The 12,159-nt window shown below is 59.5% G+C and carries 10 protein-coding genes; 5 read left to right on the top strand and 5 right to left on the bottom strand.

The window, feature by feature from the left end; all coding sequences use genetic code 11:
* Positions 1–93 precede the first annotated feature (93 nt).
* The 3 genes from GS_RS09415 (at position 94) to GS_RS09425 (ending at position 4,808) form a co-directional block, all read left to right on the top strand.
* A complete protein-coding gene (locus GS_RS09415) occupies positions 94–2,325 on the top strand; it encodes a vitamin B12-dependent ribonucleotide reductase (protein WP_010942516.1) in 2,232 nt (743 codons plus the stop codon).
* Between the two features lie 26 nt (positions 2,326–2,351).
* Positions 2,352–2,945 carry a DUF4410 domain-containing protein gene (locus GS_RS09420; protein WP_010942517.1) on the top strand — a complete coding sequence of 198 codons (594 nt, stop codon included), beginning with the start codon at positions 2,352–2,354 and terminating at the stop codon, positions 2,943–2,945.
* 72 nt (positions 2,946–3,017) lie between these two features.
* Positions 3,018–4,808, top strand: a complete 1,791-nt coding sequence (locus GS_RS09425; protein ID WP_010942518.1) for a M3 family oligoendopeptidase — start codon at positions 3,018–3,020, stop codon at positions 4,806–4,808.
* Positions 4,809–4,886: 78 nt separating this feature from the next.
* Here GS_RS09425 and GS_RS09430 read toward each other — a convergent pair whose 3' ends face one another.
* From GS_RS09430 to GS_RS09445, 4 genes are all read right to left on the bottom strand, one after another.
* Positions 4,887–5,621, bottom strand: coding sequence for a TIGR04219 family outer membrane beta-barrel protein (locus tag GS_RS09430; RefSeq protein WP_316445025.1), 735 nt, complete (start codon positions 5,619–5,621; stop codon positions 4,887–4,889).
* A gap of 172 nt (positions 5,622–5,793) precedes the next feature.
* A complete protein-coding gene (gene ahcY, locus GS_RS09435; RefSeq protein ID WP_010942520.1) occupies positions 5,794–7,221 on the bottom strand; it encodes an adenosylhomocysteinase in 1,428 nt (475 codons plus the stop codon).
* 158 nt (positions 7,222–7,379) lie between these two features.
* Positions 7,380–7,838: a cache domain-containing protein gene (locus GS_RS09440; RefSeq protein ID WP_010942521.1), complete on the bottom strand. Its 459-nt coding sequence runs from the start codon at positions 7,836–7,838 to the stop codon at positions 7,380–7,382.
* 134 nt (positions 7,839–7,972) lie between these two features.
* A complete protein-coding gene (locus GS_RS09445; protein ID WP_010942522.1) occupies positions 7,973–9,055 on the bottom strand; it encodes an NAD(P)H-dependent flavin oxidoreductase in 1,083 nt (360 codons plus the stop codon).
* Positions 9,056–9,180: 125 nt separating this feature from the next.
* On the opposite strand from GS_RS09445, the gene GS_RS09450 reads away from it, so the two are divergent.
* Both GS_RS09450 and GS_RS09455 read left to right on the top strand, forming a co-directional pair.
* Complete coding sequence (locus GS_RS09450; RefSeq protein ID WP_193360255.1) at positions 9,181–10,134, top strand: sensor histidine kinase; 954 nt, start codon at positions 9,181–9,183, stop codon at positions 10,132–10,134.
* Positions 10,131–10,847, top strand: coding sequence for a response regulator transcription factor (locus tag GS_RS09455; RefSeq protein ID WP_010942524.1), 717 nt, complete (start codon positions 10,131–10,133; stop codon positions 10,845–10,847). The genes GS_RS09450 and GS_RS09455 overlap by 4 nt, the downstream gene beginning before the upstream one ends.
* Positions 10,848–10,943: 96 nt before the next feature.
* Here the strand turns inward: GS_RS09455 and metK are convergent, their stop codons facing one another.
* Positions 10,944–12,113 (bottom strand): methionine adenosyltransferase, encoded by a 1,170-nt coding sequence (gene metK / locus GS_RS09460; protein ID WP_010942525.1) that lies wholly within the window; start codon positions 12,111–12,113, stop codon positions 10,944–10,946.
* Between the last annotated feature and the right edge of the window lie 46 nt (positions 12,114–12,159).

Consider the following 12,159-nt stretch of genomic DNA (forward strand, 5'->3'; position numbering starts at 1 on the left):
ACACCATATATATTGTGGCTATCTTTTCACCGCAACACAACATATATGGTTCCCACCAACAATACATCCCCACGAACCAAGGAGAATGAAATCATGGCAGAAACGATGACGAAGGCCACCGATATCCCCGGACTCTCGAAAAATGCAGTGACGGTCCTCGAGAAGCGCTACCTCAAGCGCGATACCGGGGGCAACGTGCTTGAAACTCCGGTGGACATGTTTCAACGGGTGGCCCGATCAATCGCCGAAGCCGACAAGAACTTCGACAAGAAGGCGGATGTCAAGGCTCTGGCCGCACAATTCTACGAGCTGATGACCTCCTTCGAGTTCCTCCCCAACTCGCCGACCCTCATGAATGCCGGCCGCGAGCTGGGCCAGCTCTCCGCCTGCTTCGTGCTGCCGGTGGGCGATTCCATGGAAGACATCTTCGACGCGGTCAAGTACACGGCCCTGATCCACAAGTCGGGCGGCGGCACCGGATTTTCCTTTTCCCGCCTCCGTCCCGCCCACGATGTGGTCCGCTCCACGTCGGGAATCTCCAGTGGGCCTATTTCGTTCATGCGGGTCTTCGATGCCGCCACCGAAACCATCAAGCAAGGAGGAACGAGGCGCGGCGCCAACATGGGAATCCTGCGGGTGGATCACCCGGACATCATGGATTTCATCATGTGCAAGGACGATCAAAAGCACCTGAACAACTTCAATATCTCCGTGGGGCTCACCGAAGCCTTCATGGAAGCAGTGGAGCGGGATGCCGACTATGACCTCATCAACCCCCGGGACGGCAAACCCTGCGGCACCCTGAACGCCCGCAAGGTGTTCAGCCGGATCGTGAAGCAGGCATGGAAGAACGGCGAGCCGGGCATCATCTTCCTGGATCGCCTCAACAAGGACAACCCGACCCCCCACGTGGGCGTCATCGAGTCCACCAACCCCTGCGGCGAACAGCCCCTGCTCCCCTATGAATCATGCAACCTGGGCTCCATCAACCTGGGCAAGATGGTGAAGAACGGCGACGTTAACTGGGACCGTCTGCGGGACGTGGTGCGGCTGGCGGTACACTTCCTGGATAACGTGATCGAGGTGAACAACTACCCTCTCCCACAGATCAGCGAGATGACCCGCGCTAACCGCAAGATAGGCCTCGGCGTCATGGGCTGGGCCGACATGCTCATCCTGCTGGGCATTCCCTACAATTCACCGCAGGCCATCAGCCTGGGCGAAAAGGTGATGCGCTTCATCAACGACGAAGGGCATGTCTATTCCCGTGAACTGGCAGCCGTGCGGGGATCGTTCCCGAACTTCGCCGGCTCCATCTACGACCGGGCCAGCGAAGGCCCTATCCGCAACGCCACTGTGACCACCATTGCGCCCACGGGCACCATATCCATCATCGCCAATGCCTCCAGCGGCGTGGAACCGCTTTTTGCCGTCTCTTTCATCCGCCAAGTGCTCGACAAGAACATTCTGGTGGAAGTAAACCCGATTTTCGAGGAAGTTGCCCGCCAGCGGGGGTTTTACTCCGAGGAACTGATGCAGAAGATCGCACGGCACGGCACCATCCACGATCTGCCCGAGATCCCGGAGGATATCCGGAAGATATTTGTCACCGCCCACGACATCACACCGGAAGACCACATCGAGATGCAGGCGGCTTTCCAGAAGTACACCGACAACGCCGTGTCCAAGACGGTTAACTTCCCCAATAGCGCGGCCATCGAGGATGTGGAGAAAGTCTACCGGCTGGCCTACAAATCGGGCTGCAAGGGTGTAACCATCTACCGCGACGGCTCCCGCGACGAACAGGTCCTCTCCACCGGTGTCAAAGAGGACAAGGAGAAGGTGGTTCAAACCGAGGAGAAGCGGGCCGTGAAGCGCGATCGTCCCAAGGCGCTCAAGGGGTGGACCTACCAGATGCAGACGGGGTGCGGCCCCCTGTATGTGACCATCAACGAGGACAAGGCCGGCCTCTTCGAGTTGTTCACAACCATGGGCAAGGCTGGCGGATGCGCCTCTTCCCAGTGCGAGGCCATCGGCCGGATGGTTTCACTGGCTTGGCGCAGCGGCGTTCAGGCCCGCCAGGTGATCAAGCAGCTCCTCGGCATCTCCTGCCACCTCCCCGCCGGTTTTGGCGACAACAAGGTGCTGTCCTGCGCCGATGCTGTTGCCAAGGCGATCCAGGCCCACATGCAGGCAGCCGGTTACGATGTCAGCCTGGAAGCCCAGGCCCCCGAACGCGGCGCCTGCCCCGAGTGCGGCGGCATTGTTGAGCATGAGGGCGGCTGCGCGGTCTGCCGGGTCTGTGGCTATTCGGAGTGCGCGTAGCACCACCCATTCCAGAAGGAGGCGTTATGAAAAGAATCCTCGTGGCTCTCGCCCTGACGTTCGTTGCCGGCTTCGCGTTTGCTGCCGATGAGAATCCGCTCCCCAAGCCCGATGTTCTTACCGAGGAGACGGTGTACACATCGCAGCGCCTCTCCGCAGTCTATGACACCATCATCATCCGCGACCTCACCACCGAAGGCGCGGAGCTGTCGAACCTGGACAGCGAAGAGATGACAAAGCTTGAGGCCATGAAACCGTTGCTGGTCCGCACCGTCACCGACAGCATCGAAATGGAGCTCAAGCTGAACAAGCTGTTCAAAACCATTCAAAAGAACACCCAGCCCAAGGGCAAGGCTGTGATCCTCGAAGGAGCCTTCACCGAGTTCAATGCGGGCAATCGTGCCGTAAGGTTCTGGGTGGGCTTCGGGGCCGGCAAGACCTACCTGAAGGTGAAGGGACGGCTGATCGATGCCGAGTCGGGCAAGGAACTCGCCACCTTTGAGGACCGCGAGACGGGATACCGCGGCACCATGACCCTGGAAAACTTCGCGGACCTTTTCCCTCACCAGGCCAAGAGTCTGGGGGAGAACATCGTCAAGTTCATCCAAAAGCTCTATTGATTTCTCTTCTCCCTGTGATAACCAAAAATGGGAGCGCCTGATGCGCTCCCATTTTTTTGCGCGAGGATACCAATGACAACAGATTTGAATTCCCTGCTCTGGGATACGTCGCCCCTCTACGCATCCGCAACCTGTGAAGACATAGACCGGGACCTGTCCCGCGGCGCTGCGGAGGCCCAGGCGTTTCGTGAACGCTACGCCGGAAAGGTGGCAACCCTTGATGCGGCTGAGGTGGCAGATGCGGTGCGTCGCTACGAGGACCTCGGCGAGCTTCTGGCCAAACCCCAGCTGTACGCCCACCTCCTCTTTGCCGCCGACTCGGAGGCCGACGATCACAAGCGGCTCTCCCAGCGGACTGCCGAGTTCGGCAATCTCATGAGCCGCGAGCTTCTCTTCTTCGACCTGGAGATCATGGAAATAGCCGATGATCGCTTCGCCGGGCTGCTGTCCGACGAGCTCCTCGCCCCCTACCGGCACTACCTGGAAAGCGTGCGGCGGTTTCGGCCCTACACCCTCAAGGAACGGGAGGAACAGCTCCTGAAAATGAAGAGCCTCACGGGTACCGATGCCTTTTCACGGCTCTTCGACGAGTTATCGGCCTCTCTTCGCTATCGGATGGAACTTGAGGGTGAAGAGCGGGACTTCACCGGCGAGGAACTCCTCGGACTCCTCCACCACCCTGAGGCCGGGGTGCGTGAACGCGCCTTTGCCACGTTCCTCAATCGCCACGAAGAAAACGGCATCGTTTTTTCGAGCGTGTTCAACAATGTTGCCCTGGATCACTCCCAGGAACTGGAGTTGAGGGGGTACCGCCACCCCATGGAACCGACGAACCTGGGCAATGATATCCCCGAAGAGGTGGTCAACCGGCTGATGGACGTGTCCGAGGCCAACTATGGGCTGGCGCGGGACTACTTCCGCCTGAAGGCCCGGCTCCTGGGACTGCCGAAACTGAAGAACACCGACGTCTATGCCCCCGTTGGGGACAACGACCGGACGTACTCCTTTGACGAGGCAAGGGAACTGGTGCTTGAAGCCTACGGCCGCTTTCACCCCCGTTTCGGGGAGATGGCCGCGGCGTTTTTCGACGAGCGGCGCATCGATGTCCTCCCCCGCCCCGGCAAGAGTGGCGGAGCATTCTGCATGGGGATGACCCCGCACCTCTCCCCCTACCTGCTCCTGAACTACACCGGCAACCTGCGCGACGTGGCCACCCTGGCCCACGAGCTGGGGCACGGCCTCCACTTCGAGCTGGCCCGGAAACAGACCATGCTCAACTACCATGCCCCGCTGCCTCTGGCGGAAACGGCGTCGGTCTTCGGCGAGATGCTCCTGACTCGCTTCCTCCTCCAGCGGGAGAGCGACCCGGCCATGAAAATATCGCTGCTGTGCGCCAAGATCGAGGACATCATCGCCACGACCTTCCGCCAGAACGTGCTCACCCGCTTCGAGGAGCGGATGCACCGGGAGCGGCAGGAGGGCCTCCTCACCTCATCACGGCTATGCGATCTCTGGTGGGAGGAAAACGGCAGGCTTTACGGCGATGCCGTGGACATGATCCCCCCCTACCGCTGGGGCTGGAGCTATATTTCTCACTTCATCCACGCGCGCTTCTACTGCTACTCTTACACCTTTGCGGAGTTGCTGGTTCTTTCCCTCTACCGCAACTACCTGGAACAGGGAGAACGGTTCATCCCGACGTACCTGTCCATCCTGGAAAGCGGCGGCTCCCTCTCGCCCGCCGATACGGTCAGGCCCGCCGGCATCGACCTGGCTGACCCGCATTTCTGGCAGAAGGGATACGATTTTCTTGCGGAACTGATCGAAGAACTGAAGGGGCTGCTGGAACAGCGTCAGCATTGACTAACAACAAAGGCCGCCGGGTGATAGCACTCCGGCGGCCTTGTCGCGTAACGTTGTGAGATCCTGTGTTACCGTATCCTAGAACTGAAATCCCACCTCGGCAAAGGGGCCGCCGAAATCGACATCTGCCTTGATGTCGCTTTCATCGATCTCGATCTTCTCGTAGCGATACCCTGCCGCGGCGAAGAGATGATCGAAGAGGATAAGCTTGCCCCGGGCAATCAGGTCATAGTAACGGTTGTCGCCGTACGCCATGCCGCGCGCCTCCCCCTCGGCGGCAAACCACGATAGCGGCCTGACCTGGACTCCGGCGTAGATCATGGGGACACCGACTACCAGTGATTTCGACTCGGTGACGCCACCTTGGACGACTTCGGCCTTCAGGTCGATCAGCCGGGCGTCGATGCCCAGGTCAACGTTGACGACGCCGGCGGTGGCGGTCTTGAGCAGGGGTATCCCCCAATAGAGCCCCAGGTCGTAATGATCGAGCTTCAACTCTGAGGTGAAGGGGACGGTGCCGTCGAAGGTCACGTCCCCGAACTGGAACGTGCCGCTCTTGCTCCCCTGGCCGTCGAACTCCATGGGGGTAGCCATGAGATAGAGGTTGGGGAAGAACAGCGGGGTTTCGATCTTCACCCGCCCCATGAGACGCGTCTCGTCGTCGTACTTCAGTTCGTCCTTGATATCGAGGTTCGTCCCCTTGTAGGCAAAGTCACCGCGAGGCGTGTTGTTCCAGGCACCTACCGCCGCCTCGATCCCCATGGCGCCGGCGGATGCGGCGGTCGCCGCGAGCAGCAGTGCCGCCCCGATCAGTTGCTAAATTCCCATGCTGTCCTCCCTGCTGGCGTAATGAACATGAAGTTCGTATCGTCACCGCTGAACCACTTCTTGAGTAATATATTTAGGGAGAGCGCCGGAATATGACAAAGGCCGCCGGCGTCATCGCGCCGACGGCCTGGCCGGAAGCTTCACGACCGATGTTAGGTTAGTAGCGGTAGTGAGCCGATTTGTAGGGGCCGTTTTTGGGCACCCCGATGTAGGCGGCCTGCTCGTCGGTGAGCTCGGTCAGCATGGCTCCCAGCGTCTTCAGCTGAAGCCGTGCGACCTTCTCGTCCAGCTCCTTGGGAAGCATGTAGACGCCGACCGGATACTTGCCGGGGTTACAGAAGAGTTCTATCTGGGCAAGGGTCTGGTTGGCAAAGGAAGAAGACATGACATAGGACGGATGTCCCGTGGCGCAGCCGAGGTTCACAAGGCGACCCTCGGCTAGCAGAATGATCCGCTTACTGTCGGGAAAGATGATGTGATCCACTTGGGGCTTGATGTTTTCCCACTGGTACTGCTTCAGCGCCGCCACTTCGATCTCGTTGTCGAAATGGCCGATGTTGCAGACAATGGCGTTGTGCCGCATGGCCTTCATGTGGTCGTGGGTTATGACGTTGATGTTGCCGGTGGTTGTAACGAAGATGTCGGCCTTATCTGCGGCGTATTCCATGGTGACTACCCTGTATCCTTCCATGGCAGCCTGAAGCGCGCAGATGGGGTCGATTTCAGTTACCCATACCTGGGCCTGAAGCCCGCGCATGGCCTGGGCGCACCCTTTGCCCACCTCGCCGTAGCCGCAGATCACGGCGACCTTGCCGGCTATCATCACGTCGGTGGCCCGCTTGATGCCGTCCACGAGCGACTCGCGGCACCCGTAGATATTGTCGAATTTGGACTTGGTAACCGAATCGTTGACGTTGATGGCCGGGAACTTGAGCTTTCCCTTCTCATGCATCTGGTAGAGGCGGTGCACGCCGGTGGTGGTTTCTTCAGTTACCCCCTTGATTGCGGCGGCGGTTTTCGAGTACCACCCCGGCTTCTCGGCGAGACGTTTTTTGATGGAGGCGAAGAGGTACTGCTCCTCCTCGCAGGTGGGATTGGCGATAACCGAGGGATCTTTTTCGGCGTCGCTCCCCAAGTGCAGGAGCAGTGTAGCGTCGCCTCCGTCGTCGAGGATCATGTTGGGAGTGCCGCCGTCGTGCCACTCGAATATCCGGTGGGTGAACTCCCAGTACTCCTCAAGCGATTCGCCCTTGTAGGCAAAAACGGGGATACCGGCGGCGGCGATGGCTGCGGCCGCGTGGTCCTGGGTGGAGAAGATGTTGCACGAAGCCCAGCGTACCTCGGCACCGAGGGCCACGAGGGTCTCGATGAGCATGGCGGTCTGGATGGTCATGTGGAGCGAGCCGGCGATGCGGGCACCCTGGAGGGGCCGGGTGGCGGCGTACTCTTCGCGGATCGCCATGAGACCCGGCATTTCGGTCTCGGCAATGATCATCTCCTTGCGTCCCCAGGCAGCAAGAGAAATATCGCTGATGCAATAGTCGCTGAACGTTCCGGCGGTGTCCCGCGCAACGGGTTGGGTCATTGTAGGCCTCCATCCTGATGAGAGAGTAATTTAAACGAACTATATATCACGTCACATCCAATCCGGTCAAAAAAGAAACCATCCTGCAACGAAAAAGGCCGCCCGCCGGCTGGATGCCGGGGACGGCCCCGAGAAGCGAACGTTCGCGACGGCGAAGATCAGTGATAGACGCCGCAGCCGATGAAGACCGTGTCATCCACTCTCTTCACGTATGACGATTTTTTCTGCATCACCTTGGTTTTAGGATGGGGCCATTTGTAGTCATACCACCCTTCCCCCTTGCGGGCAGTGTCGATCAGGCCGATCGTTACGAGACGGACGTTTTCATCCTTGGACTGGAGCTGGTTCTTGCCGATGAGGGTCGGATCGGAACCGTGTGCGAGAAATACACCGTTAAAGCCGATGGCAAAGATGTACAGATCGTTCTTGACAAATTTGCCCTTGGGATTGCTGAACTCCACGAACGCCTTTTCCTTGCCGTGCTCCTTGATGTAGGCGGCCGCCCTCTCCACCAGGGCCTTTGCCTCTTGCCGCGTTCCCTTCCCCCCCGTGGCCGCCATGCAGATCGACGCAGTCAGACACAGGGTTGCCGCCGCCATTGCCAGGATTGTTCTCATGCGTTGGTCTCCTTACGGAATGTCAGTGCTAAACAATAGAACGTAGTATACCACACCGAAAGCGGGTCAATAGCGCGGCCATAACGAAAAAACCCCGTGACGGCAAGCATCACGGGGCAAAAAACGCAGCACGGTCAGGCGGCTTTTTCCGATTCCTCACCCACGGCGAAGAGCTCGTCGAATATCTCCTGAACCGTGGTGATCCGATCTGCTTTCCAGGCGTTGGTTCCGCAGAAGACCAGCCCTGTTTCCACATCGCCGCGCTGGGCCCGATCAAGGGCATTGACAATGCAGAACCGCTCGCCGGTTTCTTTATAGGAGCACTTCTTGAGACAGCCATTACCGCAGGCAACCCCCTTGAGCTGGTCATGGAGCACGATCTGGTCCTGGTTGCGGAGAATGGCGCGCCCGGGCAGCCCCGCCGGACTCATGATAAGCCCGATGTCTTCCCGGCGGCACTCAAGGTACGCCTGCTTGTAGGCGTCGTCGGCATCGCACTCGACGGTCGGCACGAACCGGCTGGCCATCTGCACGGCGTCCGCTCCCTGCTCAAAAGCATGGAGCACGTCGTCGCGATCCCAGATCCCTCCCGCTGCGACAACCGGCACTGAAACCCCATATTCTTCGAGAAAATAGGCCTTGATCGCCCTGATAGTGCCGTATTGGTCATAGGTGCCGGCACCAATATTTTCGAGCTTTTCACCCAAGTGTCCGCCGGCGGTGTCAGGGTCCTCCACGACCACCGCATCGGGCAGACGGCCGAAACCTTTTTCCCACTTTTTCGCAATAAGCTGGGCCGCCCGGACCGACGAGACGATTGGGACCAGGGCCACTTCGGGGGCGTGGGCGGTCAGTTCAGGCAGGGTCAGGGGAAGACCCGCACCGCAGACGATGACCTTGGCCCCGCCGTCGATGGAGGCGCGGACCAGTTCCTCGTAATCGGTCAGCGCCACCATGATGTTCACGCCGATGACCCCGTCGGGAGCGATGGCATAGGCCTTGCGCAATTCCTTCCTCATGGCCTCGGGATTGCTCTGGAGGTAATTCGCGCCAGTGAACAGGCCACTGAGGGATATCCCCGCAGCCGCCACCAGGCCGACTCCGCCACACTTCGCCACATGACCGGCAAGCCGTCCCCCCGATATCCTTACCCCCATCCCGCCCTGGATGAGGGGATACTTCACTTCATGCCTGCCGATTTTCAGCGGTCCGACCATGTACACCTCCGTGGTGTCGTTTGTATACGCCCGTTACACCATAGCAGAACCGCCAGGATGCAGGTGTAATAGTTTTGTAAAAGGAAACCTTGCAAACCCGGCGACAGGGTGCTACACACAATCCCATGAGATGGCTCAGGAAGCTTGCCAATCCGCTTTTCGCTCTTATCGGCATCCAGGTGATATGGGGACTCTTCGTCTTCTACTGGATCTACTGGTTCGTGGGGCGCCACAAGGAGTTCCGGGAACTGGCCCTTCGCTACCGGCCCGAGCTGCTCGGCCGCGGTTTCGACTGGATGGTGCTCGTGGAAGGGCTCATCCTGCTGGTGCTCATCCTGGCCGGGGTCTATGCGCTCTTCATCTTCTGGCGCCGCCAGTCCAACCTCTATCGTGAGCAGAAGGAATTCATCTCCCAGGTCACCCACGAGCTCAAGTCGCCGCTGGCATCCATCAAGCTCCACCTTGAGACGATCCGGCTGCGCAAGCCGCCGCCCGACAAGCTGGAGCGGTTCCTCGACACCATGCTTGAGGACACCGAGCGCCTCGACAACCTCATCAGCAACTTCCTCATGGCGGCAAAGCTTGAGCAAAAGCTCCGCACGACCCAGCAAACCGTCGTCGACTTTTCCGCCTTCCTTGTCCGCTCCCTGGAGCGCCTGGAACAGCATCTGCCCGAGGGAGGAAACCTGACGCTCCGGATAGACGAGGGAATCCGGGCGGCCATCGATGCGGACGCCATGGAAACGGCACTGCGAAATCTCTTCGAAAACGCAGTCCTTTACAGCCCCGGAGCTCCCGATATCAGGGTTGCCCTGACCCGCTCCGGCAATGACTGTATCCTCACCTTCAGCGATCAGGGCGTTGGCATCGACCCCCACGACATCAAGAAGATTTTCAAGATGTTCTACCGGGTCCGCAGACCGGGCGAAACCATCCGGGGAACCGGCCTGGGACTCTGGATCGTTAAATCGGTCATCCGGGAGCATGGAGGGCGAGTCGCCGTTTCGAGCAGAGGAAATGGCATGGGAACGACCTTCACCATTACACTCCCGCTAGCCCGCGGAGGGGATCGTCAATGACCGAGGACAAGCCGCACATTTTGCTCGTTGAAGACGAAATCCACCTGGCTCGGGGGATCTGCTTCAACCTGGAGATGGAAGGATACCGCGTGAGCCACGTGGAGAGCGGCGAGGCTGCTCTGGAACGGCTGACCTATGACCGGTTTGCGCTCATCATCCTCGACGTCATGCTGCCGGGAATCGACGGGTTCACCGTATGCGAGCGGGTGCGTGCCACCGACGCGCGCGTGCCGATACTCATCCTCACCGCCCGGGCCGATGACGGCGACCGGATCACGGGCCTCGATCGGGGTGCGGACGATTATCTGACCAAACCGTTCAACCTGAACGAATTTCTTCTTCGCGTGCGCGGCATGCTGCGCCGCTCGGCTTGGTATCGGCCTGAGCCGGTGGAAGAGGGATACCGGTTCGGCGACAACGAAGTTTTTCTCCTCTCCTACCATGCGCGGACCGCCCAAGGGGAAGTGGATTTGACCGAACTGGAGGTCAAGATGCTGTCGCTTTTCTTTCATCGTGAGGGGGAAGCGATCCCGCGGGGAGAGATTCTGGAAAACGTGTGGGGCTACAGTTCCGACACCGAAACCCGCACGCTCGACAATTTCATTGTCCGGCTGCGTAAGTACTTTGAGCCGAATCCGGCAAAACCGGTCTATTTCCAGACCGTCAGGGGGGTGGGATACCGCTTTAGCAGGAAAGGTGGCAACGGGGAATAAGGGGCCACAGGGGCCGCCCGGAGACTGGGAATGCAAAAGGCCGGAGGGATAACCTTCCGGCCTTTCTTGTTAGGACTAGTATTCGAAATCGATCCCTTAGATTCCAGCCTTCTGGCGGATGATATCGATCTTGTCGGTCCGCTCCCAGGTGAATTCGGGGAGTTCGCGGCCGAAATGGCCGTAGGCCGCGGTCTTGCGGTAAATCGGGCGAAGCAGGTCGAGCTGCTCGATGATGGCGCGGGGACGCAGATCAAAAACCTCACGGATGATCTCCGCGATTCGTGCGGACGGAATTTTGCCGGTACCCGCAGTGTCGACCATGACCGACACGGGCTCGGCCACGCCGATGGCATAGGCGACCTGAACTTCGCAGCGCTCGCACAGCCCTGCCGCAACCAGGTTCTTGGCCACGTAACGCCCCATGTAGGCAGCTGACCGGTCGACTTTGGAAGGATCCTTACCCGAGAAGGCGCCGCCGCCGTGGGCACCGTGACCGCCGTAGCTGTCGACGATGATCTTGCGACCCGTGAGGCCGCAGTCGCCCATGGGACCACCGATCACGAACCGGCCGGTGGGGTTGATGAGGAAGCGGGTCTTGTCGTCCATGAGCTCCACGGGGATGATCTTCTTGACGACCTCCTCGATGATCCCTTCCTTGATGGTTTCATAGGAGACTTCCGGCGTGTGCTGGGAGGAGATGACCACCGTGTCGACCCGGACCGGCCTGTCGTCGACATACTGGATGGAAACCTGCGATTTGGAGTCGGGGCGAAGGAAATCGAGGGTTCCGTTTTTGCGGACTTCGGCCAGCTTCTGGGTCAGCCGGTGCGAGTACATGATGGTCATCGGCATAAGCTCGGGAGTTTCATTGCAGGCATAGCCGAACATAAGCCCCTGGTCGCCCGCGCCCTGCTCCTTGAACATCCCTTCCCCCTCGGTGACGCCCTGGGAGATGTCGGGGGATTGCTTGTCAATGGAGACAAGGACCGCGCAGGTTTCCCAGTCGAAGCCCATGGCCGAATCGTTGTAGCCGATCTCCTTGATGGTCTCGCGCACGACCTTCGGGTAGTCGACCACCGCTGTGGTGGTGATTTCGCCGGCGATTACCGCCATGCCGGTGGTAACAAGCGTTTCACAGGCAACCCTCGCCCTTTTGTCCTGAGTAAGTATCGCATCGAGAATGGCATCCGAAACCTGGTCGGCAACCTTGTCGGGGTGACCTTCGGATACCGATTCGGACGTGAAAATATAATCCTTCATCTCCATCGTGGTTCATTCCTCCTCGTGTGATGTATAAGGGTAGCGCTTGGAA

The organism is Geobacter sulfurreducens PCA (assembly GCF_000007985.2).
GTDB lineage: Bacteria > Desulfobacterota > Desulfuromonadia > Geobacterales > Geobacteraceae > Geobacter > Geobacter sulfurreducens.

Coding starts and splice junctions, on each gene's coding strand:
- GS_RS09450 (WP_193360255.1), top strand. CDS start 9,181: ATGAGATGGCTCAGGAAGCTTGCCAATCCGCTTTTCGCTCTTATCGGC.
- GS_RS09415 (WP_010942516.1), top strand. CDS start 94: ATGGCAGAAACGATGACGAAGGCCACCGATATCCCCGGACTCTCGAAA.
- metK (WP_010942525.1), bottom strand. CDS start 12,113: ATGGAGATGAAGGATTATATTTTCACGTCCGAATCGGTATCCGAAGGT.
- ahcY (WP_010942520.1), bottom strand. CDS start 7,221: ATGACCCAACCCGTTGCGCGGGACACCGCCGGAACGTTCAGCGACTAT.
- GS_RS09420 (WP_010942517.1), top strand. CDS start 2,352: ATGAAAAGAATCCTCGTGGCTCTCGCCCTGACGTTCGTTGCCGGCTTC.
- GS_RS09425 (WP_010942518.1), top strand. CDS start 3,018: ATGACAACAGATTTGAATTCCCTGCTCTGGGATACGTCGCCCCTCTAC.
- GS_RS09455 (WP_010942524.1), top strand. CDS start 10,131: ATGACCGAGGACAAGCCGCACATTTTGCTCGTTGAAGACGAAATCCAC.
- GS_RS09445 (WP_010942522.1), bottom strand. CDS start 9,055: ATGGTCGGACCGCTGAAAATCGGCAGGCATGAAGTGAAGTATCCCCTC.
- GS_RS09440 (WP_010942521.1), bottom strand. CDS start 7,838: ATGAGAACAATCCTGGCAATGGCGGCGGCAACCCTGTGTCTGACTGCG.